Genomic DNA, 24473 nt, shown 5'->3' on the forward strand with positions numbered 1-24473 from the left:
CTGTCACAACCTCAAAGCTGGGCCACGATCGCGCGGTAATCCGCCGACAGCGTGGCCTGTAGAATCTCTTTCGGATAGTCGTCGGTGACCACGGCCTCGCCCATCTGGCGCAGCAGCACCAGACGCAAGCGACCGTCGAGCACCTTTTTATCGACCGCCATGTGCTCCATGAAATGCGCCGGGGTCATTTCCTGTGGTGGCACCACCGGCAAACCTGCGTCCTGCAACAGGCGGATTCCGCGATCGCGCTCGGCCTGGTCGATCCAGCCAAGGCGCATGGACATTTCCAGGGCCATCACCGTGCCCGCTGCCACGGCCTCGCCGTGCAACCACACGCCATAACCCATGTGGGTTTCGATGGCATGCCCGAAGGTATGCCCCAGGTTCAGCGTGGCCCGCACACCAGACTCGCGCTCATCGGCACCGACTACGGCGGCCTTGGCCGCGCACGAGCGGCGAATGGCTTCGGTCAGGGCCGTGGAATCGAGGGCGCGCAGGGCCTGCATATTGTCTTCGAGCCAGCCGAGGAACGGCTTGTCGCAGATCAGGCCGTACTTGATCACTTCGGCCAGGCCTGCCGACAGCTCGCGCGCTGGCAAGGTCTTGAGGCTGGTGGTGTCGATCAGCACCGCATTGGGCTGGTAGAAGGCTCCGACCATGTTCTTGCCCAGCGGGTGGTTGATGCCGGTCTTGCCGCCCACCGAGGAATCGACCTGGGACAACAGGGTGGTTGGCACCTGGATGAAGTCGACGCCGCGCTGATAGCAGGCAGCGGCAAAGCCGGCCATGTCTCCGATCACGCCGCCGCCCAGGGCAACCACGGTGGTACGGCGGTCATGCCGGGCCGTCAGCAGGCCATCGAAGATGAGTTGCAGGGTTTGCCAGTTCTTGTGGGCTTCGCCATCGGGCAAGACCACCGGCAGCACCGAGTAGGCACCCAGGGTCTTGCTCAGGCGCTCGAGATACAGGGGCGCGACGGTCTCGTTGGAAACGATGGCGACTTGCCGCCCTGCAATGTGCGGCGCCAGCAGTTCAGGCTGGTCCAGCAGGCCTTCGCCAATGTAGATCGGGTAGCTACGCTCGCCCAGGTCGACCTTCAGTGTCTGCATGTATCCCCACAATGTACTTGGGCGCGGCGCCGTTCGGGCGACCCACGCGGTAACGTTGAACCTCGCCTCGGCGCTGGTGGCCGAGAATAGTCCCGGGTTAACGGGGCGGCAACAGCTGCAAGCGTTCGAGAATATCGATCACCACCATGCGCGGGGGCCGCTCGTCGGTTTCCACCACCAGGTCGGCGATCTCACGGTAGAGCGGGTCGCGGGCTTCCAGCAGGGCGCGCAAGGTCGCCTCTGGGTTGGCGGTACGCAGCAGCGGGCGATTGCGGTCGCGCGCGGTACGGCCGACCTGCTGCTCCACCGAGGCATGCAGGTAGATCACCCGCCCACCCTGGTGCAGCGCCTGGCGGTTGGCTTCGCGCATCACCGCACCACCGCCGGTCGCCAGGACCAGGCCATCGAGTGCGCACAGTTCGGCAATCATCGCCTGCTCGCGGTCACGGAAACCCGGCTCGCCTTCCTTGTCGAAAATCCACGGGATGTTGGCGCCGCATCGCAGTTCGATTTCCTTGTCGGAATCCTTGAACAGCAGGCGCAGCTCTTTGGCCAAGAGGCGTCCAATGGTGCTTTTTCCAGCGCCCATGGGCCCCACAAGTATCAAATTTCGCACAGAATCAACGACTCACAGCAATCGCCTGGTCACTCATGATACGCGGAGTCAGGAAGACCAGCAGCTCGGATTTTTTCTCTTGTAATGCATCGCGTCGAAACAGCCGCCCAACATACGGCAGATCGCCCAAAAATGGCACCTTGTCGACCACATTGTTTTGCGAAGTCGAGTACACGCCACCGATCACGATCGTTTCGCCGTCGGCCACGCGAACCTTGGCATTGACCTCGTTCTTGCGGATCGGCGGTACGTTGTTCAAGGCATTGACGTAATCCGGCTCGTCCTTGGTCACCCTGACAGCCATGATTACCTTGTTGTCCGGGGTGATCTGCGGGGTTACCTCCAGCGACAGCGAGGCTTCGCGGAACGCAACCGAAGTGGCGCCGCTCTGGCTGGTTTCCTGGTAAGGCACCTCGGTGCCCTTGAGGATCCTGGCCGTTTCCTTGTCGGCAGTGACTACCTTGGGCTGGGAGATAATCTCGCCATTGCCGCTTTTTTCCATGGCACTGAGTTCAAGGTCAAGCAGCACACCCCCACGCAGCAGGCCCAGGCCAATGCTGCTAGCGGCACGCTCCACCCCGAGGTCGACGAACAGCTCCTTGCCCGGGCGCGGATTTTCCCCATACAAAGGCCCACCCCAGCGCACCCCCAGGCTTTTCTCATAATCGACGTTGGCCTCGACGATACGCGCCTCGATCGCCACCTGACGCACTGGTACGTCCAGCTGCGCCACCAGCTGCCGCAACTCGGCAAGCCGCTCGGCAGGCTGGTGCAACACCAACGTGTTGGTGCGCTCATCGACACTCAGGCTGCCCCGCCCGGTGAGGATGCCGTCATCCGCCAGGCTCGCCAGCAGCAGCTCCGCCAGCTCGGCGGCCTTGGCGTGGTGGATGGGCAGCAATTCCCGGCGTAGCGGCTGCAACTGTGCATCCAGCGCCTGGCCCACGCGAGTATCGAACGATTGCGCGGATAACTCCGCTGCCGGTGCCACCAGCAGCACATTGCCCTCTTGGCGCCGGGCCAGGCCCTTGCTGCGCAGCACCAGGTCAAGGGCCTGATCCCAGGGCACATCCTGCAAGCGCAAGGTGACACTGCCCTGTACCGCATCGCTGGCGACCAGGTTGACGCCAGCAAAGTCAGCCAGTACCTGCAGCACCGAACGCACTTCCACGTCCTGAAAGTTCAACGACAGGGGCTCACCCTGATAGGGCGTCGCCGACGCCAGCGGAATCCATAGCAGCGCTGCCAGCGCCCATTTCATCAATGTTCTCATCCTGCTCCGGGGCCTCCTTGCCCAAGCGCTTTGCAAGAGTGATGAACGCCACGCGCTCATGCCACAGCCCTGCCATGTACAAGCGTTCACGTACTTCGACCTGGCGTTGATCCACCCGCACTACCACGCCCTGGTCGCGCCCGACACGGTCGCCCTGGCGCACGCGATAAAGCCTGCCTGCCGCCGTCAGCAGTGCTTCATGCACCGCCCCGCGCGACAGGCTGCCGACCATTTCCAGCTGCGCCAGCGGCACACCGGCCAGCCCGGTGCCCGCCAACCGGGTCGCCCCAGGCGCAAAGGGGTCGATCGCAGGCGCTGCCGTTGCGGCCTTGGCCGGCATCTGGGCAAACACAGCAGGCGCTGGCATGGGCGCAGACGACTGGAAGGCATCGACCTGCAACTGCAGGCGCAGCAGCCCAGGCTGGGCATCGGCTGCAGCCAGGCTCATGCCAGCGCTTTGCAGCACACGCGCCTGGCCCAACCAGTCGTCCAACCACAGGCGCAGGGCCGCGTAGCGCCCTACCACCTGCAACTCCAGCGGCACTTTGCGAAAACCGGGCTGTGGCTCTTCTTCATGCACATCGAGCCGCTCGATCAGCAAGCCATGGGCATGCCCAGAGGCCGCCAGGCGGTCGAGCAAGTCACTCATGCCCTCCCCGGCCGCCAGCTGCCATTGCGCTTTTTGCAACCGCTGCTCGGCAACAGCCAGCAACGCCTGAAGTTGCTGCAGCTCACCCAGCTTCGCCGTGCTGGCTGACTGCTGTTGGATCAAGTCGGCATGCCTGGCATCCTCCTGCACCTGCTGCTCAAACGATGCCGGCAGCCGCATGGCGCAGCCCAGGCCGAACACCACCATCGCCACCAGCACTGGCGCCAGCTGCCTGAAACGACCGGAGCGTTCGGCAACCGCCAGCCAGGTGAGCATCACTGCTGCATTCACGACCAGAACGCCGAAACACGCGCGGTCAGCACAAACTCATCGCCGCCCGGTAGGCTCCTGATGCGCTTGAGCTCCAGACCAAGCAAAACATTCGATCGGTCCAGATCACGCATGAACTGTGCAACCACCGCGCCGGACGTGGCCAACCCAGTCACTTGCAGTAGCCCGCTATCAAGGGTCAGATCAAGCAACTGAATCCCCACTGGCAATGCCCCTTCGAGGTCAGCGAACACACCCGCCAGAACGCCCTGCTGGACCCGCAAGGCCTCCAGCGCCGTCGCGCGGGCCTGCAACGCCTCATGCTGCGCACGCACATCGGCCAGCGGCTGCAGTTGCGCAGCCAGACGTTCGAGGGCTGCCTGGCGCTGGGTGTTGGCCAATGCCTGCTGCTGCCCGCGTTGGCGGGCCAACAGATCGACCAGCGTCACCGCGCACAGGGCCAGCAGCGCACCGGTAGCCAGCCGGCGGCGAAAACGCCGCAGCGCCGCCTGGCGTTGCCGCTCGCGCCAGGGCAGAAGGTTCAGCCGCATCATGGGCGTAACCCTCCAAGCGCCAGGGCGCAAGCCAGCAGCATCGTGCCATCGACATGCTCAAGGCCCGCCACACAGGGCAAATGCCGACACGGTACGTTCAAGCGGGTGCCAAGGCTTTGCAGCCAGCCCGGCTCGAGCGATGAACTGCTGGCAATCCACAGGCCCGCAGGCAAGTGCTCGTCGGCCAGCAGTGCGTGCAGGTGCTCTGGCAACTGCTCGGTCAAGCCCGGCGATTGCAGCTCACGGCGTTGGTACGGCTGGCCCGCTCGCCAGTCATGAAGGGTCGCGCTGTGCGTTTCGATACGCAGCAGTGCCACCCTGGGGAGGCTGCCCTGAGGCAACATGCGGTACAGGGCAATGTTGTCGACCTCGACCGCCTCAAGTAGCAGCCCGGCCTCCTCGACGACGGCTTCAAGTAACGCCAAAGCACTCTGTCGACAGGCCGCCACCATTACCTCGGAACAGCCTGGTTGAACACTGGAAGCCCCCGTGACCTGAAAGTCCAGGGCCAGATCGTCCAGCGGGAACGGAAACAGCCGTTCAGCATCGGCCAGCAACTGCGCCTCCAGGTCTGCCCCGCCCTGTTCCACGGGCAAGTGGCACAGTTTGCAGATCACCTGGTTGGCCGGCAGTGCCAGCGCTACCCGACGCTGCCGCAGGCCGCTGCGCCGGTAGGCCCGCTGCAATGCAGCCACCACCAAGGCAGGCTCAGCTGCCCAGTCATTGCCCGCCGGCGGTTCGAATGGCTCCTGCGCCCAGCCAAGCACCCGGCAACGCCGGTTGCGCCGCTGCAGTTGCACCATTCGCACGGCATCAGGGGCAATTTCCACCCCCACGAGTGAACCGGCATCCTTGCCGAAGCGTCCTAGCATCGCGGCTTCCTTGCTGTCTGTTGCAGCCGCCCATCGCAGCTGCCTGTCGCAACCCCGCGCCAACACTAGCCCGGGGCTGCCCATCGAGGCGACGGGCAGCCTGGCCGGTAACCCGGAGAGGCGAAAAAATGCTTATAATGCCCAGCGTTTTTTGGTCCGCTGGACCCGCGTGCAATCCACTCTCAACCTGGACACCGAAAAGCCTTGATACGTCTGCTGAAGTTCTTCTGGTGGTCTTCCGTCGCAGTCATTTGCGCGCTCGTACTCGGTGTGAGCGGTGCGTTTCTGTATCTTAGCCCTAGCCTGCCCTCGGTCGAGTCGCTCAGAAGCATCCAGTTGCAGATCCCCCTCAGGGTGTACAGCAGCGATGGCAAGCTGATTGCCGAGTTCGGCGAAATGCGTCGCTCGCCGATCCGCTTCGCGGAAATTCCGCCACAGTTCATTCAGGCACTTCTGTCGGCTGAAGACGACAATTTCCTCAACCACTACGGTGTCGACCCCAGCAGCCTCATGCGTGCCGCGACCCAGCTGGTGAAAACCGGGCACATCCAGACCGGCGGCAGCACCATCACCATGCAGGTGGCGAAGAACTTCTTCCTCACCAGCGAGCGCAGCTTCTCGCGCAAGACCAACGAAATTCTGCTGGCCCTGCAGATCGAACGTGAGCTGACCAAAGACGAAATCCTTGAGCTTTACGTCAACAAGATCTACCTGGGCAACCGCGCCTACGGCATCGACGCCGCCGCGCAGGTGTACTACGGCAAGTCGATCCGTGATGTGAGCCTGGCGCAGATGGCGATGATCGCCGGCTTGCCCAAGGCACCGTCACGCTTCAACCCGCTGGCCAACCCGGTGCGCGCCAAGGAGCGCCGCGACTGGATCCTCGGCCGCATGTACAAGCTGGGCAAGATCGACCAGGCCAGCTACGAAGCCGCCTTGGCCGAACCGCTCAACGCCAGCTACCACGTGCCGACGCCTGAGGTGAATGCGCCTTACATCGCCGAAATGGCCCGCGCCGAAATGGTCGGCCGCTACGGCAGCGACGCCTACACCGAAGGTTTCCGTGTCACCACCACGGTGCCTAGCGACATACAGGAAATGGCCAACAAGGCCATCCTCAACGGCCTTTCCGACTACGACGAACGCCACGGCTACCGTGGCCCCGAAGCACGCTTCCCGGGCAGAACCCAGGCAGCCTGGCTGCAGGAACTGGGCAAACAGCGCAACCTTGGCAGCCTGGAACCGGCCATCGTCACCCAGGTTGAAAAAACCGGCCTCAAGGTGCTGACCCGTGACGGCCAGCACGCCGAGGTTGCCTGGGACACCATGAAATGGGCGCGCCCGTTCATCAACAGCAACGCCCAGGGCCGTGCACCTCAATCGCCCGCCGACGTAGCCCAGGTCGGTGACCTGGTGCGCCTGCAGCACCTGGAAGATGGCAAGTTCAAGTTCAGCCAGGTGCCTGGCGCGCAAAGTGCGCTGGTAACCCTCGACCCTTACAACGGTGCCATCCGCGCCCTGGTCGGCGGCTTCTCGTTCGAGCAGAGCAACTACAACCGCGCCATGCAGGCCAAGCGCCAGCCAGGTTCAAGCTTCAAACCGTTCATCTACAGCGCAGCGCTGGACAGCGGCTACACCGCCGCCAGCCTGGTCAACGATGCGCCGATCGTATTCGTCGACGAATCGGTAGACAAAGTGTGGCGCCCGAAGAACGACACCAACACCTTCCTCGGCCCGATCCGCATGCGCGAGGCGCTGTACAAGTCGCGTAACCTGGTGTCGATCCGCCTGCTGCAGGCCATGGGCGTGGACCGCACCATCGACTACATCGCCAAGTTCGGCTTCAACAAGCAGGACCTGCCACGCAACCTGTCGCTGGCCCTGGGCACCGCCACCCTGACCCCGATGGAAATCGCCACCGGCTGGAGCACCTTTGCCAACGGCGGCTACAAGATCACCCCGTACCTGATCGACCGCATCGAAAGCCGCAGCGGCGAAACGCTGTTCACCGCCAACCCGGCCCGCGTACCGCAAGGTGCCCAGGACCAGGCAGGCCTGGCCGCGCCCGAGCAGCCGATCAGCACCGCAGCCATGCCAGGCGAGGCGCCTTCTGCCTTCAACCAGGTGGCAGCAGTACCGCAGGCGCCGGCGACGGCCGAACGGATCATCGACGGGCGCACCACCTACATTCTCACCAGCATGCTGCAGGACGTGATCAAGCGCGGTACCGGCCGCCGGGCACTGGCCCTGGGCCGTACCGACCTGGCGGGCAAGACCGGCACCACCAACGAGTCCAAGGACGCCTGGTTCTCCGGTTACAACGCCGATTACGTGACCACTGTGTGGGTCGGTTTCGACCAGCCAGAAACCCTTGGCCGCCGCGAGTATGGCGGTACGGCGGCGCTGCCGATCTGGATGAGCTTCATGGGCGCTGCGCTCAAGGACAAGCCCAACCATGCACCGGCTGAGCCTGAAGGCATCCTCAGCCTGCGCGTCGACCCGGTTAGCGGCCGCGCCGCCTCGCCGAGCACACCGAATGCCTACTTCGAGCTGTTCAAGGCCGAAGACTCGCCGCCATCGGTGGACGAGTTGGGCAATGGCGCGGCACCGGGCAGCCCGCTGCCGGCCGACGAAGCGGCGCCGATGGATTTGTTCTGACGCAGAGCGCTTGGTTCGGGTTTTGCGTGGGCGCGTAAATCGAGCGCCGCCCGCGCGGCGCTCGATCTCACAGGCGCCAAAAATGTTGTGACAAGCACCTGCCAGCCCTGACACATCCCCATCGCCCACAAAAAAGCCCCGATTCAAAAGAACCGGGGCTTTTTCATGACAGCTACAACAGCAATCAGCCGTTAAACACGTCATCCACGCTGGTCAGCGGGTAGTGCTTCGGATACGGCAGGGTAGCCACGCCGGATTCGATGGCGGCCTTGGCCACAGCGTCGGAAACGACGGTGATCAGGCGTGCGTCCAGCGGCTTCGGAATGATGTACTCACGGCCGAACTCCAGGCCGTCAACGCCGTAGGCATCGCAGACTTCCTTAGGCACTGGCAGCTTGGCCAGGTCTTTCAGGGCGATAGCGGCGGCGATCTTCATTTCTTCGTTGATGCGCTTGGCGCGAACGTCCAGGGCACCACGGAAGATGAACGGGAAGCCCAGTACGTTGTTGACCTGGTTCGGGTAGTCGGAACGACCGGTAGCCATGATCACGTCGCTGCGAGTGGCGTGAGCCAGCTCTGGGGAAATTTCCGGGTCCGGGTTCGAGCAGGCGAACACGATCGGGTTGGCAGCCATCGACTTCAGGCCTTCCGGGCTCAGCAGGTTCGGGCCAGACAGGCCTACGAACACGTCAGCGCCGTCGAGGGCATCGGCCAGGGTGCGCTTGTCGGTAGCGTGGGCGAACTGAGCCTTGTACTGGTTCAGGTCGTCACGGCCAGCGTGAATCACGCCGCTACGGTCGATCATGTAGATGTTCTCGACCTTGGCGCCCATGCTCACCAGCAACTTCATGCAGGAGATGGCGGCAGCGCCAGCACCCAGGCAGACGATCTTGGCGTCTTCCAGCTTCTTGCCGGCGATTTCCAGGGCGTTGATCATGCCGGCCGCGGTCACGATAGCGGTGCCGTGCTGGTCATCGTGGAATACCGGGATGTCGCACTGTTCGATCAGGGTGCGCTCGATTTCGAAGCACTCAGGTGCCTTGATGTCTTCGAGGTTGATGCCACCGAAGGTGATCGAGATGCGGCGAACGGTGTCGATGAACGCTTGCGGGCTTTCCGATTCGACTTCGATGTCGAACACGTCGATACCGGCAAAACGCTTGAACAGAACACCCTTGCCTTCCATGACCGGCTTGGAAGCCAGTGGGCCGAGGTCACCCAGACCGAGGATGGCGGTGCCATCGGAAATCACCGCAACCAGGTTGCCTTTGCCGGTGTACTTGTAAGCCAGCTCTGGATCACGGCCAATTTCACGCACGGGCTCAGCAACACCTGGGCTGTAGGCCAGGGCGAGGTCACGGGCGGTGGCAGTGGGTTTGGAAAGTTCGACGCTCAGTTTCCCCGGACGAGGTTGAGCGTGGTATTCGAGAGCGGCGGTTTTCAGGTCTGACATGGTGGGCATTCCGCTATTTACTGTTCTGACGGACCGCCGAGGATACGCAAAGAGCCGGGGAGTCACAAGACTGGTCGGTCACTTGTGTCAAGGCCTTTAGTCTACGACTTTACGCTATAACCCACGGGGGCATACGGCTCACAGTGTGTACAATCTAATAGCGAAATGTCTACATCTTTTAGCCTGAAATGCGCTCCAACATGCTCGGATCGGTCAATGGCAATACCCAGCGTCGCTGCCCGGACTTGAGGCTACCCTTGCGGGAACGATCCAGCACCCAGCCACGCGCTTCGACCTGGCGTCCCTTGAGGTTATCGAAGAAGCTGGCAGGGAAGTTGCGTTGCAGACGAGCGGGAACCTGAAGCACCACGGCACTTTCCAGGGTGAGCCATACCCCGCCGCGATTGCGCTCGATGCCCTCTATGCGACCACCGACAATAGCAAAACCGGACTGCCTGACATCACCCGCACGCACCACCGGCGAACGGCGCCAAAGGCCGGTGCCGGCCTTGCGCGCCACCTGCTCGGCAAGCTGCTGGCAACCGCTAAGGCGCACATTGGGGGCCACTGCAACGCGGTAGCCCAAGCCCTCGCTGAGCAGTTGTGCTTCCAGATTGTCGCCATTACGGCCATAGATATGCGCCAGTGTACGGCCGTATCTGTCTTTGGCCTCGCTGCCTGGCACCAACCCGACGCGCCCGTCGCTGGCCTTGACCAACGCCTGCAGGCGCCGCCTGGCCGCTTCGGCAAAGGGTTCGCTGGTGCGGCCGTTGCGGCCAATTTCCGGGGCATTGATGCCGATGAGCCGCACGCTGCGGCCATCGACCAGGCGCAAGGTATCGCCATCCACCACCTGGCGGACCGCCACCGGCTGTGGCTGCTCCGGCAGCGGGCAAAACGCCAGGGCCGGAAAGTGCCAGATGGCACCCATAAAAAAAGCGCCCACAAGGGGCGCCTTTCTTTGCAGCATTGCGAAACCCGAGGGGTTCGCCATGCGCATGATTACTTCTTGGTACCGAACATGCCGAAGCGATCGGCGAACTTCTGTACGCGACCACCGGTGTCCAGGACTTTCTGCTTACCGGTGTAGAACGGGTGGCACAGGTTGCAAACGTCGATCGACAGGACGTTGCCCAGGGTCGAACGGGTTTCGAACTTGTTGCCGCAGCTGCAGGTGACTGCAACTACTTCGTAGTTCGGGTGGATACCTTCTTTCATGGTCACTTCCTCGAGCTGCGTGCCGCCACCCAACACCAATTGTTGAATACCGCACGTAATTAGGCGGCGAATAATACCAGAGCACAGCGCCAGCGCAAGTTGTCGCTTGCACCGACCGTCGTCTGCTAGGCTCGCCTGTTCTGGTAATACCCTCCGAGACTTTCCGCGTGTCCGACGTCATCCTGCGCCTTGCCCTGCCCTCCCCGTTGCGCCGCCTTTTCGACTACAAGGCGCCAGCGAGCATGGCGCGCCAGGCCTTGACACCAGGCATGCGCATTCGCGTGCCCTTTGGCCGCCGCGAAATGATCGGCGTGCTGGTGGAGGTATGCGCACAAAGCGAGGTACCCGCCGACAAGCTCAAGCCGGCCAGTGCCCTGCTCGACCCGGTGTCGCCAATCCCGGCATCGCTGTTCAAAATGTGCCTGTGGACCGCCCAGTATTACCAGCACAGCCTGGGTGACACCCTGAGCTGGGCCTTGCCAACGCTGCTGCGCCAGGGCGAACCCGCCGAAATGCGCCAGGAACGCTTCTGGCACATGGCCCCCGGCGCCCGCCTGGAAGACCCGCGCATCGCCCGTGCGCCGCGCCAGCGCGACGCCCTCAAGACCCTGGCCCAGCACCCGCACGGCGTGGCCCACAGCCTGCTGGCCAAGCTCAACCTGAACAAGGACAGCCTTGACCTGCTGCTGGCCAAGGACCTGGTGCAGATCGAAGTCCGCCGCCACCTGCCGGCGCTGCGCCATGAGCACTGGCTGGCACAGCCGGAACTGCCACTCAACGAGGAGCAACGCGACGCGTTCGACGCCGTACGCGAAGGCTTTGGCGGGTTCGGCGCGTTTCTGCTGGCTGGCGTTACCGGCAGCGGCAAGACCGAGGTTTACCTGCAACTGATCCGCGAAACCCTGGAGGCCGGCAAGCAGGCGCTGGTGCTGATCCCGGAGATCAACCTCGGCCCGCAGACCCTGGCACGCTTCGAGCAACGGTTCAACGCCCGCATCGCCCTGCTGCATTCGGCAGTCAACGACCGCGAGCGCCTGGATGCCTGGCTGGCGGCGCGGGACGGCGAAGCCGACATCATCATCGGCACCCGTTCGGCCTTGTTCACGCCAATGAAAAACCCTGGCCTGATCATCATCGACGAAGAGCACGACGGCTCCTATAAACAGCAGGAAGGCCTGCGCTACCACGCCCGTGACCTGGCGCTGGTGCGCGCCCACCAGGAGAACATCCCGATCCTGCTTGGCTCCGCTACGCCGTCACTGGAAACCTTGCACAACGCCCTCACCGGCCGCTACCGCCTGTTGCGCATGAACCAGCGTGCCGGCGGTGCCCGCCCGCCGCGCATGCTGCGCCTGGATGTGAAAAGCCTGCCGCTGGACAGCGGCATCAGCGGCCCGTTGCAGCAGGCCATTCGCCAGACCCTGGAAGCCGGCCAGCAAGTGCTGGTGTTCCTCAACCGCCGCGGCTTTGCGCCGACCTTGCTGTGCCACGATTGCGGCTGGCTGTCCGAATGCCCGCGCTGCGATGCGCGCATGACCGTACACCAGCGCTCCGGCGTGCTGCGCTGCCACCACTGCGGCTATGACGAGCGCCTGCCGCACCAGTGCCCGCAATGTAACCACGTTGACCTGCGCCCGGTCGGCGCCGGCACCGAGCGCGCCGAGGAGCGCCTGAAAGTGCTGTTCCCGGACTACCCGATCCTGCGCGTGGACCGCGACAGCACGGCGCGCAAGGACGCGATGCACAACCTGTTCACCACCATCCAGCGCGGCCAGCCGAGCATCCTCGTCGGCACCCAGATGCTCGCCAAGGGCCACCACTTCCCGCGGGTGACCCTGGTGGCCATCCTCGATGCCGATGGCGGGTTGTTCTCTGGCGACTTCCGCGCCAGCGAACGCATGGCGCAGCTGATCGTGCAGGTGGCCGGGCGCGCCGGGCGTGCCGAAGAGCCCGGCAAGGTCATCATCCAGACCCACCTGGCCGACCACCCGCTGCTGGTGCAACTGACCGAGCAGGGTTACTTCGCCTTTGCCGAACAGGCCCTGGACGAACGCCGCGCCGCCGGGCTGCCGCCTTATTCCCACCTGGCCTTGTTGCGCGCCGAAGCGCACAAGCCGGGGCAGGCCGAAGGCTTTCTTGACGAAGCCTGTGCCGCCGCCGAGCGCCTGGTGGCCGAACAGCGCCTGCCGGGCATCGAGCTGCTGGGCCCGGTGCCGGCGCCCATGGAGCGCCGCGCCGGGCGCTTCCGCGCGCAACTGTTGATACAGGCCAATACCCGGGCGCCTTTGCATCGACTGATCAGCGCCTGGTTGCTAGTGTTGGAGCAGATGCCGAGCGGGCGCCAGGTGCGCTGGTCGCTCGATGTCGATCCGGTGGACCTGTACTGAGCTGCAAGCTGCAAGCTGCAAGCTGCAAGCTGCAAGCTGCAAGCTGCAAGCTGCAAGCAAGAGAAGGACAGGGACAGGCAACGCGATCAAGCTTTTCCTTGTGGCTTGCAGCTTACAGCTTGACGCTCAAAGGTTGGCAACCCGCTCCCAGCCACGGATAATGCCCAGTTTTTCCACCTGCGCATCCAAGCGCTCCACCGCGCTTGCGGTCGAAAAGAGATCCCCATGAAAGACACCATTCGCCAGCTGATCCAGCAAGCCCTCACCCAACTCGTCACCGACGGTGTGCTGCCTGAAGGGCTGTCGCCGGCGATCCAGGTGGAAAACGCCCGGGACAAGACTCACGGCGACTTCGCCAGCAACATCGCCATGATGCTGGCCAAGCCGGCCGGCATGAAGCCGCGCGACCTGGCTGAAAAGCTGATCAACGCGCTGCCGGCCAGCGCCGACATCAGCAAGGTCGAAATCGCCGGCCCCGGCTTCCTGAACTTCTTCCAGAACACCGACGCCTTGGCCAACCGCCTGGATGCCGCCCTGGCCGACGCCCACCTGGGCGCGCGCAAGGCCGGCCCTGTGCAAAAGGTGGTGATCGACATGTCGGCACCCAACCTGGCCAAGGAAATGCACGTCGGCCACCTGCGCTCGACCATCATCGGTGACAGCGTGGCGCGCGTGCTGGAGTTCCTCGGCGACAACGTGATCCGCCAGAACCACGTGGGCGACTGGGGCACCCAGTTCGGCATGCTGATGGCCTACCTGCAGGAAAACCCGATCACCAGCGACGAGCTGTCGGACCTGGAAAACTTCTACCGCGCCGCCAAGAAGCGTTTCGACGAGTCGGAAGAGTTCGCCACCCGCGCCCGCGGCCTGGTGGTCAAGCTGCAGGCCGGTGACCCGGACTGCCTGGCCCTGTGGACGCGCTTCAAGGACATCTCGCTGTCGCACTGCCAGAAGACCTACGAGCTGCTCAACGTCAAGCTGACCATGGCCGACGTGATGGGCGAAAGCGCCTACAACGACGACCTGGCCAACGTGGTAGCCGACCTCAAGGCCAAGGGCCTGCTGGTCGAAGACCAGGGCGCCCAATGCGTGTTCCTTGAAGAGTTCAAGAACAGCGATGGCGACCCGTTGCCAGTGATCGTGCAGAAGGCCGATGGCGGCTACCTGTACGCCACCACCGACCTGGCTGCCGTGCGCTACCGCAGCAACGTACTCAAGGCTGACCGTGCCCTGTACTTCGTCGACCAGCGCCAGGCCCTGCACTTCAACCAGGTGTTCGAAGTAGCGCGCCGCGCCGGCTTCGTCGGCCACCCGATGCAGATGGAACACATGGGCTTCGGCACCATGAACGGCGCCGATGGCCGCCCGTTCAAGACCCGTGATGGCGGCACCGTAAAACTGATCGACCTACTGACCGAGGCCAAGGAGCGCGCTTACGCGCTGGTCAAGGAAAAGAACCCAAGCCTGGCCGACGAAGACCTGCGCCACATCGGCGAAGTGGTGGGCATTGGCGCGGTGAAATACGCAGACCTGTCCAAGCACCGCACCAGCGACTACAGCTTCAATTTCGAACTGATGCTCAACTTCGAAGGCAACACCGCGCCTTACCTGCTGTATGCCTACACCCGCGTAGCCGGCGTGTTCCGCAAGCTGGGCAAGGGCTTTGACGAAGTCGACGGCAACATCGTGCTGCAGGCTGCCCATGAGCAGGACCTGGCCGCACGCCTGGCGCAGTTTGGCGAAATCCTCAACAACGTCGCCGAAAAAGGCACGCCGCACGTACTGTGCAGCTACCTGTACGACCTGGCCGGCCTGTTCTCCAGCTTCTACGAGAACTGCCCGATCCTCGCCGCCGAAACCCCGGAACAGCAGCAAAGCCGCCTGCGCCTGGCCGCCCTGACCGGCCGCACCCTCAAACAAGGTCTGGAACTGCTCGGCCTGGAAACCCTGGAGCGCATGTAAGTTGGCTGCCAAGAAAAAACCTGCTCCCAAACGCGGCGCCAGCCGGCAGACGGCGCCGGCCAAGCAGCCGATTCCCGGTTGGGTATGGCTGGCGGTCGGCCTGACCGTAGGCGCGTTCATCGTGTTCCTGATGAAGCTTGAACCCGGCGGCGAAGACATCAAGCGTGCCAAGCCCGAGCAGCAGAAGCCGGAGAAAGTGGTCGAAGCTGGCAAGCCCGCGCAAGCCACTCCACAGCAGCCGGTGAAGCCGAAATACGACTTCTACACCTTGCTGCCGGAGTCCGAGGTCATCGTGCCGCCAGAGGCCGTGCCCGAGAAGACGCCGCCGGTACCGGCCCAGCCAGTGACCCCGGTAACACCTGCAGAAGCGGCGAAAATCGACACGGCCCGGGCCCAGGCGGCCCTGCTGGGCCAGACCCCGCCACCGGCGCCACCGGTCATCAAGCCGGCGGCGACCACCCAGTTCTTCCTGCAGGCCGGTTCGTTCCGCAAACAGGCAGATGCCGACAAGGTGCGCGCGCAGATCATCCTGCTGGGCCAGTCGGTGAAGGTGGAATCGGGCACGGTCAAGGATGAAACCTGGTACCGCGTGCTGGTCGGGCCGTTCAGCAACCGTGAACAGCTGACCGGGGCGCAGAAGCAATTGGCCGGGGCAGGTTTCAGCAACCTGTTGCTGCAACAGCGCCAGACCCGTCAATAACCCTTGAATGGGGGCGCTTTGCGCCCCTATCGCGACACAAGGCCGCTCCTACAGGGATATGCGACTCCCTGTAGGAGCGGCCTTGTGTCGCGATAGGGCTGCAAAGCAGCCCCAGCAATCTCAACCCCGCCCCGCATTGCGCTCGGACACTTGGCTGTTCAGCGTCCAGAAGTCATACAGCACCCCCAGCAGGAACAGCCCGCCGGTAAAGAAGTAGATGATCGCGGTCACCCACTTCCCTTGATACAGACGATGCAACCCAAACACCCCGAGGAAGGTCAGCAGGATCCAGGCGATGTTGTAGTCGATGCGCCCGGACTGAAACCTCAGGTCGGCTTCACGGTCCATGGACGGGATCAGGAACAAGTCGATCAACCAACCGATGCCCAATAGGCCGAAGGTGAAGAACCAGATGGTCCCGGTGACCGGCTTGCCGTAGTAGAACCGATGCGATCCGGTAAAGCCGAAAATCCACAGCAGGTAGCCAATGGTCTTGCTGTGGGTGTCGTGGTAGGGCGTGCCCTGTTGATAACTGTTCATTCATAGCCCCCGTGGGTTATCCGAAAATTTTCTAAAAAAAAATGTGACTTTCTTGTCGCAGGCCGACGTACGGCACCCGGGCAATCGACCAACGGATCAAAGATTGATCAAAAAGCTGTTATAAAGTTGCGCGCCAACACATAACTATTCATAAGAGCTTCATCTATGCCGCCTTTGTTCAAGACATGGCTGACCCTCTGCCTATTATTGCCCCTGGCCGCCCACGCCACCAATCGTGAGCAACGTCTTCCCAATGGTTTCACCGGTTACACCACCAACACCTCGGTGAAACACGCACCGGTCAAGCAGACCGCGCTGCGCGCCCGCCCAAGCAACGCCGCCAGCAGCAGCCTTGGCGTGCCGGTTGCCGCCATGTCGCCGAAGCAGAGCAGCGATGTGCTCAGCCGTGCGGTGAATGTGCTGGGAACTCCATACGTATGGGGGGGCAGCAGCCCGAAGAAGGGTTTTGATTGCAGTGGCTTGGTCAAATACGCCTTCAACGACGTCGCCGACGTCGACTTGCCGCGCACCTCCAATGCCATGGCCCAAGGCCACGGCGTCAAGGTGGCCAAGGGTGACCTGAAACCTGGCGACCTGATCTTCTTCAACATCAAGAGCCGCCGGGTAAACCACGTTGCAATCTACCTGGGCAACGACCGCTTCATTCACGCCCCACGGCGTGGCAAGCGGGTGAGCATCGACACCCTGAGCAAGCCCTACTGGCAGAAGCATTACGTAGTGGCCAAGCGCGTGCTGCCGAAAGAACAGCAGCAGCTGAGCCTGGCCAAGCGCTGAGCTGATCGGCGCTCTCCTGTGCCGGCCTATTCGCGGGTAAACCCGCTCCTACAAAGCCCTGCGCTGGCCGTTGTAGGAGCGGGTTCACCCGCGAATAGTCCCGTGCAGGCACTAAAAATCGCTGATCAGCCTCTTCTCTTTCAACCCCCGCAAAGCCCCCTCCATCGTCCGCATCCCTTCCGCTCCACCCGCCTGCATCACCGAACACAACTGCGCCATCCGCCCCTCACGCACCAGGTTCCGCACCGCCGGCGTCGCCACCAACACTTCCCGCGCCGCAACCCTCCCACCGCCGACGCGCCTGACCAGCACCTGCGCCACCACCAGCCGCAGCGACTCAGCCAGCATCGCCCGCACCAACGGTTTTTCCTCGGCTGCAAACACCTCCACCAAGCGGTCAATGCTGCCGGCCGCCGAACGTGTATGCACAGTCGCCAGCACCAGGTGCCCGGTTTCAGCTGCGCGCAACGCCAGGCGGATGGTTTCCAGGTCGCGCAGCTCCCCAATCATGATCACATCCGGGTCCTGGCGCAGCGCACTGCGCAACCCCTGGGCAAAGCTGCCGCTATGGCGGCCGATCTCACGCTGGTTGACCAGGCTTCGCTGGCTGCTGTGGATAACTTCGACAGGGTCTTCAAGGGTGATGATGTGCAGCGCCCGCTCGCAGTTAAGCTGGCCGAGCAGCGCCGCCAAAGTACTGGACTTTCCACTGCCGGTCGGCCCACCCACCAGAACCAGGCCATCGCGACATTGGGCAACAGTTTGAAACACATCACCCAGGTCGAGCTCGCCCAGCGTGGCGATGCGCCCCGGGATCAAGCGAAAGGTAACCGCGGGACCATTCAGCTGGCGGAACAGGTTCAAGCGAAAGCGCCCCAGCGCGGGCAACCCCATGGCCAGATCCAGCTCATCACCCTGCGCCCACTGCCCGCGCTGCTGGTCATCCAGCACGCCCGCCATGGCCTCGCTCAAGGCATCCGCGCCAAAGGGTGGCAAATCCATGCGCTGCAACTCGCCATCCAGGCGCAACATCGGTATCTGGCCCGCCGCCAGGTGCAGGTCCGAAGCCCCGGCCTCCACGGCCCGGGCCAACAGGTCGGTCACATCCATGAGACTCCCCAAAGGCCTTCAAGTAGGTAGAATGCCGCAAACCCTACAGCTGCCGGCATCCGTCCATGTCCACCCTAGCAGACAACCTTTCCGCGATTTCCGCCCGTATCGCCAGTGCTGCCCAGGCCGCCGGGCGCGAGCCGGCCAGCGTCCAGCTGCTGGCCGTGAGCAAGACCAAGCCCGCCGCCGCCATCCGCGAGGTCAACGCCGCTGGCGTATGCGATTTCGGGGAAAACTACCTACAGGAAGCGCTGACAAAGCAGCAGGAACTCGGCGACTTGCCCTTGATCTGGCACTTCATCGGCCCCATTCAGTCGAACAAGACCAAAGCCATCGCCGAGCATTTCGACTGGGTACATTCCGTGGACCGCCTGAAAATCGCCCAACGCCTGTCCGAGCAGCGCCCTGCCGGGCTGGCACCGCTGAACATCTGCCTGCAGGTGAACGTCAGCGACGAAGACAGCAAGTCCGGCTGCGCTCCCGCCGACCTGCCAGCCCTGGCCAAGGCGGTAGCCGCACTGCCCAACCTGCGCCTGCGCGGGCTCATGGCCATCCCCGAACCCACCGATGACCGCGCAGCCCAAGAGGCCGCCTTTGCCAGCTTGCGCACCTTGCAGGAAGGCCTGGGCCTTGGCCTGGACACCTTGTCGATGGGCATGAGCCACGACCTGGAAGCGGCGATTGCACAGGGTGCGACCTGGGTGCGTATCGGTACCGCCCTGTTCGGCGCCCGCGACTACGGTCCCAACTGAACTCCATGCTTTACTCACTCTTTTCCACAAGGACCTGACATGAGCAAGACTCGTATTGCCTTCATCGGCGCCGGCAACATGGCCGCCAGCCTGATCGGCGGTCTGCGTGCCCAGGGCCTGGACGCCTCGCAGATCCGCGCCAGCGACCCGGGCGCCGAGACCCGCAGCCGCATCCAGGCCGAGCACGGCATCGAAACCTTCGAGAATAACGCCCAGGCCATCGACGGCGCCGACGTGATCGTGCTGGCGGTCAAGCCGCAAGTCATGAAAGCCGTGTGCCAGGTCCTGCAACCCAACCTGCAGGAAGGCCAGCTGATCGTCTCGATCGCCGCCGGCATCACCTGCGCCAGCCTGCAAAGCTGGGTGGGCGCTCGCCCGGTGGTACGCTGCATGCCCAACACCCCGGCGCTGTTGCGCCAGGGCGTGAGCGGCCTGTACGCCACCGCTGAAGTCTCCGGCGCACAGCGCCAGCAGGCCGAACAACTGCTGTCGGCCGTGGGCACCGCCCTGTGGCTGGAGCAGGAGCAGCAACTGGACGCCGTGACGGCCGTTTCCGGCAGTGGCCCGGCGTATTTCTTCCTGCTGATCGAGGCCATGACCGCAGCCGGCGAAAAACTCGGCCTGCCACGCGAAACCGCCTCCCAGCTGACCTTGCAGACAGCCCTGGGCGCCGCGCGCATGGCGGTTGCCAGCGATGTCGATGCCGCCGAGCTGCGCCGCCGCGTCACCTCGCCTGCCGGCACCACGGAAGCCGCGATCAAGTCGTTCCAGGCCAGCGGCTTCGAAGCCATCGTCGAGCAGGCGCTGCAGGCTGCGGCCACCCGCTCTGCCGAGCTGGCCGAACAACTGGGCAAATAAGGAGCTCTAGATGAATGCACTGTCCGGCGCCGCGATCTTCGTGGTGCAAACCCTGGTCAGCCTGTACCTGGTGATCGTCCTGCTGCGCTTCGTACTGCAGCTGGTCAAGGCCAACTTCTACAACCCGCTGTGCCAGTTCGCGGTGCGTGCCACCCAGCCACTGCTCAAGCCGATCCGCCGGGTCATCCCCAGTGTCGGTGGGCTGGACACCTCGTCGCTGCTGCTGGCGGTGGTCATCCAGGCCCTGCTGATGGCCTTCGTGCTGATGATCACCTACGGCACCTTCGGTGACATCCTGCACCTGCTGATGTGGGCGATCATCGGCATCACCTCGCTGTTCCTGAAGATTTTCTGGGTGGCGATGATCGTCATGGTGATCGTGTCCTGGGTTGCGCCCAACAGCCACAACCCGGCCGCCGAGCTGGCCTACCAGATTAGCGAGCCGGTGCTGGCACCGTTCCGCCGCCTCGTGCCCAACCTGGGCGGCATGGACATTTCGCCGATCTTCGCCTTCCTGGCGATCCAGGTGATCCAGTCGTTCGTCATGCCGCCACTGGCCGCCTATGCCGGCATGCCACAAGAGCTGTGGCGGATGATCTGAGCCTCGCCAGCCCCTGCTTGCCCCCAGCCGCAAGCCTTTGCTTGCCGCTGGGGGTAGCGCTCTTTAGACTTACGCCTCCGTCAAGCGTGAGCAGGGTCGATGTCCACTGTCTTTCCCGAAGATTCCGTCGGTCTGGTAGTACCGCAAACCGCCCGGTTCGATGAACCGCTGGCACTGGCCTGCGGCCGTTCCCTGGCCAGTTACGAGCTGGTCTACGAGACCTATGGCACCCTGAACGCCAGCGCGAGCAATGCCGTGCTGATCTGCCATGCCCTGTCCGGCCACCACCATGCCGCTGGCTACCATGCCGCCACCGACCGCAAGCCGGGCTGGTGGGACAGCTGTATCGGCCCTGGCAAGCCGATCGATACCAACCGCTTCTTCGTGGTCAGCCTGAACAACCTCGGCGGCTGCAACGGTAGCACTGGCCCCAGTAGCGTCAACCCGGCCACCGGCAAACCGTATGGTGCCGACTTCCCGGTGCTGACCGTGGAAGACTGGGTACACAGCCAGGCACGCCTGGCCGACCGCCTTGGCATCCAGCAGTGGGCGGCCATCGTCGGCGGTAGCCTGGGTGGCATGCAGGCGCTGCAATGGACCATGACCTACCCCGACCGCGTACGCCACTGCGTCGACATCGCCTCCGCGCCCAAGCTGTCGGCGCAGAACATCGCCTTCAACGAAGTGGCACGCCAGGCCATCCTCACCGACCCCGAGTTCCATGGCGGTTCGTTCCAGGACCAGGGCGTGATCCCCAAGCGCGGCCTGATGCTGGCGCGCATGGTCGGCCACATCACCTACCTGTCCGACGACTCGATGGGTGAAAAATTCGGCCGCGAGCTGAAGAGCGACAAGCTCAACTACGACTTCCACAGCGTCGAGTTCCAGGTCGAAAGCTACCTGCGCTACCAGGGCGAGGAGTTTTCCGGCCGTTTCGACGCCAACACCTACCTGCTGATGACCAAGGCGCTGGACTACTTCGACCCGGCCGCCGCCCAAGGCGGCGACCTGGCGGCGACCCTGGCCCACGTCAAGGCGGATTACTGCATCATGTCGTTCACCACCGACTGGCGCTTCTCGCCGGCCCGTTCGCGCGAGATCGTCGACGCCCTGATGGCCGCGCGCAAGAACGTCTGCTACCTGGAGATCGACTCGCCTTATGGGCACGATGCCTTCCTGATCCCCACACCTCGCTACATGCAGGGTTTCTCGAACTACATGAACCGCATTGCCATCTGAGGACAGCATGAGAGCCGATCTGGAAATCATCCACGAGTGGATCCCCGCCGGCAGCCGGGTACTCGACCTGGGCTGCGGCAGCGGCGAACTGCTGGCCTCTCTGCGTGACCGCAAGCAGGTCACCGGCTATGGCCTGGAGATCGACGCCGACAACATCGCCGCCTGCGTGGCCAAGGGCGTCAACGTCATCGAGCAGGACCTGGACAAAGGCCTGGGCAACTTCGCCAGCAACAGTTTCGACGTGGTGATCATGACCCAGGCCCTGCAGGCCGTGGAGTACCCCGACCGCATCCTCGACGAGATGCTGCGCGTGGGCCGCCAGTGCATCATCACCTTCCCCAACTTCGGCCACTGGCGCTGCCGCTGGTACCTGGCCACCAAGGGCCGCATGCCGGTATCCGACTTCATGCCGTATACCTGGTACAACACGCCGAACATCCACTTCTGCACCTTCGCCGACTTTGAAGAACTGGTGCATGAGCGCCGCGCCAAGGTGCTCGACCGCCTGGCCGTCGACCACTTGCACCGCAACGGGTGGGGTGGCCGGCTTTGGCCTAATCTTCTAGGTGAGATCGGCATCTACCGCGTCAGCAGCCCAGGCCTGCAAGAGCACCGCCTCGCGGTTTGACGCCCACCGGAGGAATCGCCCATGCGTCGCCTAGCCCTGTTCCTGATCAGCCTGTGCCTGGCCCTGCCAGTGCTGGCTGCCGATGCCGCCCGCCCCGAGCGCAAGGAAGTGTTTGGCGACGTGACGGTGCACTACAGCGCGTTCACCTCAAGCATGCTCACGCCCGAGGTGGCCGCGGCCACCGGCCTGGTACGCAGCAAGAACCAGGGCGTGCTCAACATTGCCGTGCTCAAGGCCAACAAGCCCACCACGGCGCTGGTCAGCGGCACGGTCAAGGACCTGACCGGGCGCAGCAGCCCGCTGTCGTTCAAGCAAATCACCGAACAGGGCGCGGTGTACTACATCGCCCAGTTCAAGATCGACCAGCCAGATACCGTCACCTTCGACCTGAATATCGAAACCGGCGGCGTCAGCAACTCCCTCAGCTTCAACCAGGAAGTGTTCCCAGGCGACTTATGAATTTCCAGCAACTCGTATTGGCCAGCCATAACGCCGGCAAACTCAAGGAACTCCAGGCCATGCTCGGCGCGTCCGTGCAGCTGCGCTCGATCGGCGAGTTCAGCCAAGTCGAGCCGGAAGAAACCGGCCTGTCGTTCGTCGAGAACGCCATCCTCAAGGCGCGCAATGCCGCCCGTATTTCCGGCCTGCCGGCCCTGGCCGACGATTCTGGCCTGGCGGTGGACTTCCTCGGCGGCGCGCCGGGTATCTACTCGGCGCGTTATGCCGACGGCAAGGGTGACGCGGCGAACAACGCCAAGCTGCTCGAAGCCCTGAAGGACGTGCCTGAGGCCGAGCGTGGCGCGCAGTTCGTTTGCGTGCTGGCGCTGGTACGCCATGCCGACGACCCGCTGCCGATCCTGTGCGAAGGCCTGTGGCACGGGCGCATCATGTTCGAGGCCAGCGGTGACCACGGCTTTGGCTACGACCCGCTGTTCTGGGTGCCGGAGCGCAGCTGCTCCAGCGCCGACCTGGCCCCTGTGGACAAAAACCAGCTCAGCCACCGCGCCCGCGCCATGGCCCTGCTGCGCCAACGTCTGGGCCTGGCATGATTGCAACGCTGTCTACCCCCGGCGCGGCGGGCATTACCAGCCTGCCGCCGCTGGCGCTGTACATCCACATCCCGTGGTGCGTACGCAAATGCCCCTACTGCGACTTTAACTCCCACGCTGCCGGGCCTGAGCTGCCAGAAGACGCCTACGTCGCGGCCCTGCTGACCGACCTTGATCAGGAAATGGCCGCCGTGCAAGGCCGGCCGATCAGCTCGATCTTCTTCGGTGGCGGTACGCCCAGCCTGTTCAGCGCCGACGCGCTTGGCCGCTTGCTGCGCGGTGTGGAGCAACGCATCCCGTTCGCGCCAGACATCGAGATCACCCTGGAAGCCAACCCGGGCACCTTCGAGCAGGACAAGTTCAAGGCCTACCGTCAGACCGGCATCAACCGCCTGTCCATTGGCGTGCAGAGCTTCCAGCCGGCCAAGCTGCAGGCGCTGGGTCGCATCCACAATGGTGATGAAGCGGTCCGTGCCGCCGGCATGGCGCGTGCGGCCGGCTTCGACAACTTCAACATGGACCTGATGCACGGCCTGCCCGATCAGTCGCTGGACGACGCGCTGGGCGACCTGCGCCAGGCCATCGACCTGGGGCCGACGCACCTGTCGTGGTACCAGCTGACCGTGGAACCGAACACGGTATTCTGGAACCAGCCGCCAGAGCTGCCCGAGGACGACATTCTCTGGGACATTCAGGAAGCCGGCCAGGCACTGATGGCCGGGCACGGTTTCCGCCAGTACGAGGTCTCGGCTTACGCCCAGGCGGGCCGCGCCGCGCAGCACAACCTCAACTACTGGCGCTTTGGCGACTTCATCGGCATTGGCGCCGGTGCCCACGGCAAACTGACCTTCGCCGACGGGCGCATCCTGCGCACCTGGAAGACCCGCCTGCCCAAGGACTACCTGAACCTGGCCAAGCCGTACAAGGCTGGCGAAAAGCTGCTGCCGGTGGACGAGCTGCCGTTCGAGTTCCTGATGAACGCCCTGCGCCTGACCGATGGCGTGGAAGCCGAATTGTTCACCCAGCGCACCGGCCTGCCGCTGGCACAGCTGCATGAAGCACGCCGCGCCGCCGAACAAAAGGGCCTTTTGCAGGTCGAACCGGATCGCCTGGTGGCCACGCCAAGGGGCCAGTTGTTCCTCAATGACCTGCTGCAGTATTTCTTGACCTAAGGATGACC

Annotated in this window: 24 protein-coding genes; 13 read left to right on the forward strand and 11 right to left on the reverse strand. The window is 63.8% G+C overall.

The genetic code is table 11. The annotated features are described in order from the left end of the window. Positions 1-11: 11 nt before the first annotated feature. The 6 genes from aroB to pilM all read right to left on the reverse strand — a co-directional run bounded on the left by aroB (position 12) and on the right by pilM (position 5343). The gene (aroB, locus tag ACIP1G_RS00765; protein WP_400732652.1) at positions 12-1109 is read right to left on the reverse strand and encodes a 3-dehydroquinate synthase; all 1098 of its coding nucleotides are present in this window, start codon (positions 1107-1109) and stop codon (positions 12-14) included. A gap of 97 nt (positions 1110-1206) precedes the next feature. Then, a complete protein-coding gene (aroK, locus tag ACIP1G_RS00770) occupies positions 1207-1725 on the reverse strand; it encodes a shikimate kinase AroK (RefSeq protein ID WP_400732655.1) in 519 nt (172 codons plus the stop codon). 4 nt (positions 1726-1729) lie between these two features. After that, positions 1730-2998, reverse strand: a complete 1269-nt coding sequence (locus ACIP1G_RS00775; RefSeq protein ID WP_400732657.1) for a type IV pilus secretin PilQ — start codon at positions 2996-2998, stop codon at positions 1730-1732. Then, complete coding sequence (locus ACIP1G_RS00780; RefSeq protein WP_400733131.1) at positions 2922-3923, reverse strand: pilus assembly protein PilP; 1002 nt, start codon at positions 3921-3923, stop codon at positions 2922-2924. Before ACIP1G_RS00780 ends, ACIP1G_RS00775 begins: the two co-directional genes overlap by 77 nt. Before the next feature lie 11 nt (positions 3924-3934). Beyond that, on the reverse strand, positions 3935-4471 hold the full coding sequence (locus ACIP1G_RS00785) for a PilN domain-containing protein (protein ID WP_400732660.1): 537 nt from the start codon (positions 4469-4471) through the stop codon (positions 3935-3937). Further along, positions 4468-5343 (reverse strand): type IV pilus biogenesis protein PilM, encoded by an 876-nt coding sequence (gene pilM / locus ACIP1G_RS00790; RefSeq protein ID WP_400732662.1) that lies wholly within the window; start codon positions 5341-5343, stop codon positions 4468-4470. Before pilM ends, ACIP1G_RS00785 begins: the two co-directional genes overlap by 4 nt. Positions 5344-5547: 204 nt before the next feature. Between pilM and ACIP1G_RS00795 the strand changes: the two genes are divergently transcribed. Continuing rightward, positions 5548-8001 carry a penicillin-binding protein 1A gene (locus ACIP1G_RS00795; RefSeq protein WP_400732665.1) on the forward strand — a complete coding sequence of 818 codons (2454 nt, stop codon included), beginning with the start codon at positions 5548-5550 and terminating at the stop codon, positions 7999-8001. A gap of 184 nt (positions 8002-8185) precedes the next feature. Here ACIP1G_RS00795 and ACIP1G_RS00800 read toward each other — a convergent pair whose 3' ends face one another. From ACIP1G_RS00800 to rpmE, 3 genes are all read right to left on the reverse strand, one after another. After that, a complete protein-coding gene (locus tag ACIP1G_RS00800) occupies positions 8186-9454 on the reverse strand; it encodes a malic enzyme-like NAD(P)-binding protein (RefSeq protein ID WP_400732667.1) in 1269 nt (422 codons plus the stop codon). Positions 9455-9632: 178 nt separating this feature from the next. Next, positions 9633-10454, reverse strand: a complete 822-nt coding sequence (locus ACIP1G_RS00805) for a thermonuclease family protein (RefSeq protein WP_400732670.1) — start codon at positions 10452-10454, stop codon at positions 9633-9635. 2 nt (positions 10455-10456) lie between these two features. Further along, a complete protein-coding gene (gene rpmE, locus ACIP1G_RS00810) occupies positions 10457-10672 on the reverse strand; it encodes a 50S ribosomal protein L31 (protein WP_012274639.1) in 216 nt (71 codons plus the stop codon). 167 nt (positions 10673-10839) lie between these two features. On the opposite strand from rpmE, the gene ACIP1G_RS00815 reads away from it, so the two are divergent. From ACIP1G_RS00815 to ACIP1G_RS00825, 3 genes are all read left to right on the forward strand, one after another. Continuing rightward, positions 10840-13059 carry a primosomal protein N' gene (locus ACIP1G_RS00815; RefSeq protein ID WP_400732673.1) on the forward strand — a complete coding sequence of 740 codons (2220 nt, stop codon included), beginning with the start codon at positions 10840-10842 and terminating at the stop codon, positions 13057-13059. A 225-nt stretch (positions 13060-13284) separates the two neighbouring features. Beyond that, positions 13285-15021, forward strand: coding sequence for an arginine--tRNA ligase (gene argS / locus ACIP1G_RS00820; protein WP_400732676.1), 1737 nt, complete (start codon positions 13285-13287; stop codon positions 15019-15021). A gap of 1 nt (position 15022) precedes the next feature. Continuing rightward, complete coding sequence (locus tag ACIP1G_RS00825) at positions 15023-15721, forward strand: SPOR domain-containing protein (protein WP_400732678.1); 699 nt, start codon at positions 15023-15025, stop codon at positions 15719-15721. A 120-nt stretch (positions 15722-15841) separates the two neighbouring features. Here ACIP1G_RS00825 and ACIP1G_RS00830 read toward each other — a convergent pair whose 3' ends face one another. Beyond that, positions 15842-16261, reverse strand: coding sequence for an NINE protein (locus ACIP1G_RS00830; RefSeq protein WP_400732680.1), 420 nt, complete (start codon positions 16259-16261; stop codon positions 15842-15844). Between the two features lie 165 nt (positions 16262-16426). Between ACIP1G_RS00830 and ACIP1G_RS00835 the strand changes: the two genes are divergently transcribed. Continuing rightward, positions 16427-17056, forward strand: coding sequence for a C40 family peptidase (locus ACIP1G_RS00835; RefSeq protein ID WP_400732682.1), 630 nt, complete (start codon positions 16427-16429; stop codon positions 17054-17056). A gap of 111 nt (positions 17057-17167) precedes the next feature. Here ACIP1G_RS00835 and ACIP1G_RS00840 read toward each other — a convergent pair whose 3' ends face one another. Further along, positions 17168-18166, reverse strand: a complete 999-nt coding sequence (locus tag ACIP1G_RS00840) for a type IV pilus twitching motility protein PilT (protein ID WP_400732684.1) — start codon at positions 18164-18166, stop codon at positions 17168-17170. Between the two features lie 65 nt (positions 18167-18231). Between ACIP1G_RS00840 and ACIP1G_RS00845 the strand changes: the two genes are divergently transcribed. From ACIP1G_RS00845 to hemW, 8 genes are all read left to right on the forward strand, one after another. After that, positions 18232-18918 (forward strand): YggS family pyridoxal phosphate-dependent enzyme, encoded by a 687-nt coding sequence (locus ACIP1G_RS00845; protein ID WP_400732685.1) that lies wholly within the window; start codon positions 18232-18234, stop codon positions 18916-18918. 39 nt (positions 18919-18957) lie between these two features. Next, positions 18958-19776: a pyrroline-5-carboxylate reductase gene (gene proC / locus ACIP1G_RS00850; protein ID WP_400732687.1), complete on the forward strand. Its 819-nt coding sequence runs from the start codon at positions 18958-18960 to the stop codon at positions 19774-19776. A 10-nt stretch (positions 19777-19786) separates the two neighbouring features. Continuing rightward, positions 19787-20377 carry a YggT family protein gene (locus ACIP1G_RS00855; protein ID WP_400732689.1) on the forward strand — a complete coding sequence of 197 codons (591 nt, stop codon included), beginning with the start codon at positions 19787-19789 and terminating at the stop codon, positions 20375-20377. 99 nt (positions 20378-20476) lie between these two features. Further along, positions 20477-21616: a homoserine O-acetyltransferase gene (locus tag ACIP1G_RS00860; protein WP_400732692.1), complete on the forward strand. Its 1140-nt coding sequence runs from the start codon at positions 20477-20479 to the stop codon at positions 21614-21616. A gap of 7 nt (positions 21617-21623) precedes the next feature. After that, positions 21624-22244: a methionine biosynthesis protein MetW gene (metW, locus tag ACIP1G_RS00865; RefSeq protein ID WP_400732693.1), complete on the forward strand. Its 621-nt coding sequence runs from the start codon at positions 21624-21626 to the stop codon at positions 22242-22244. Between the two features lie 21 nt (positions 22245-22265). Beyond that, positions 22266-22703, forward strand: a complete 438-nt coding sequence (locus ACIP1G_RS00870; protein WP_400732695.1) for a DUF4426 domain-containing protein — start codon at positions 22266-22268, stop codon at positions 22701-22703. Further along, entirely contained in the window at positions 22700-23293 is a 594-nt protein-coding gene (rdgB, locus tag ACIP1G_RS00875; protein WP_400732697.1) for an RdgB/HAM1 family non-canonical purine NTP pyrophosphatase, read from the forward strand. The genes ACIP1G_RS00870 and rdgB overlap by 4 nt, the downstream gene beginning before the upstream one ends. After that, positions 23290-24465, forward strand: coding sequence for a radical SAM family heme chaperone HemW (gene hemW / locus ACIP1G_RS00880; RefSeq protein ID WP_400732700.1), 1176 nt, complete (start codon positions 23290-23292; stop codon positions 24463-24465). Before rdgB ends, hemW begins: the two co-directional genes overlap by 4 nt. Positions 24466-24473 lie beyond the last annotated feature (8 nt).

Origin of the sequence: Pseudomonas sp. NPDC089392 (assembly GCF_044749595.1) — a bacterium.
Lineage (GTDB): Bacteria > Pseudomonadota > Gammaproteobacteria > Pseudomonadales > Pseudomonadaceae > Aquipseudomonas.

Bases quoted from the DNA above. Each gene is read 5' to 3' on its own strand.
- ACIP1G_RS00855 (WP_400732689.1), top strand. From the start codon at position 19,787: ATGAATGCACTGTCCGGCGCCGCGATCTTCGTGGTGCAAACCCTGGTC.
- rpmE (WP_012274639.1), bottom strand. From the start codon at position 10,672: ATGAAAGAAGGTATCCACCCGAACTACGAAGTAGTTGCAGTCACCTGC.
- ACIP1G_RS00870 (WP_400732695.1), top strand. From the start codon at position 22,266: ATGCGTCGCCTAGCCCTGTTCCTGATCAGCCTGTGCCTGGCCCTGCCA.
- proC (WP_400732687.1), top strand. From the start codon at position 18,958: ATGAGCAAGACTCGTATTGCCTTCATCGGCGCCGGCAACATGGCCGCC.
- ACIP1G_RS00860 (WP_400732692.1), top strand. From the start codon at position 20,477: ATGTCCACTGTCTTTCCCGAAGATTCCGTCGGTCTGGTAGTACCGCAA.
- ACIP1G_RS00845 (WP_400732685.1), top strand. From the start codon at position 18,232: ATGTCCACCCTAGCAGACAACCTTTCCGCGATTTCCGCCCGTATCGCC.
- ACIP1G_RS00805 (WP_400732670.1), bottom strand. From the start codon at position 10,454: ATGCGCATGGCGAACCCCTCGGGTTTCGCAATGCTGCAAAGAAAGGCG.
- ACIP1G_RS00800 (WP_400732667.1), bottom strand. From the start codon at position 9,454: ATGTCAGACCTGAAAACCGCCGCTCTCGAATACCACGCTCAACCTCGT.
- rdgB (WP_400732697.1), top strand. From the start codon at position 22,700: ATGAATTTCCAGCAACTCGTATTGGCCAGCCATAACGCCGGCAAACTC.
- aroB (WP_400732652.1), bottom strand. From the start codon at position 1,109: ATGCAGACACTGAAGGTCGACCTGGGCGAGCGTAGCTACCCGATCTAC.
- ACIP1G_RS00785 (WP_400732660.1), bottom strand. From the start codon at position 4,471: ATGATGCGGCTGAACCTTCTGCCCTGGCGCGAGCGGCAACGCCAGGCG.
- metW (WP_400732693.1), top strand. From the start codon at position 21,624: ATGAGAGCCGATCTGGAAATCATCCACGAGTGGATCCCCGCCGGCAGC.
- hemW (WP_400732700.1), top strand. From the start codon at position 23,290: ATGATTGCAACGCTGTCTACCCCCGGCGCGGCGGGCATTACCAGCCTG.
- ACIP1G_RS00835 (WP_400732682.1), top strand. From the start codon at position 16,427: ATGCCGCCTTTGTTCAAGACATGGCTGACCCTCTGCCTATTATTGCCC.
- ACIP1G_RS00775 (WP_400732657.1), bottom strand. From the start codon at position 2,998: ATGAGAACATTGATGAAATGGGCGCTGGCAGCGCTGCTATGGATTCCG.
- ACIP1G_RS00840 (WP_400732684.1), bottom strand. From the start codon at position 18,166: ATGGATGTGACCGACCTGTTGGCCCGGGCCGTGGAGGCCGGGGCTTCG.
- argS (WP_400732676.1), top strand. From the start codon at position 13,285: ATGAAAGACACCATTCGCCAGCTGATCCAGCAAGCCCTCACCCAACTC.
- ACIP1G_RS00830 (WP_400732680.1), bottom strand. From the start codon at position 16,261: ATGAACAGTTATCAACAGGGCACGCCCTACCACGACACCCACAGCAAG.
- pilM (WP_400732662.1), bottom strand. From the start codon at position 5,343: ATGCTAGGACGCTTCGGCAAGGATGCCGGTTCACTCGTGGGGGTGGAA.
- ACIP1G_RS00780 (WP_400733131.1), bottom strand. From the start codon at position 3,923: ATGCTCACCTGGCTGGCGGTTGCCGAACGCTCCGGTCGTTTCAGGCAG.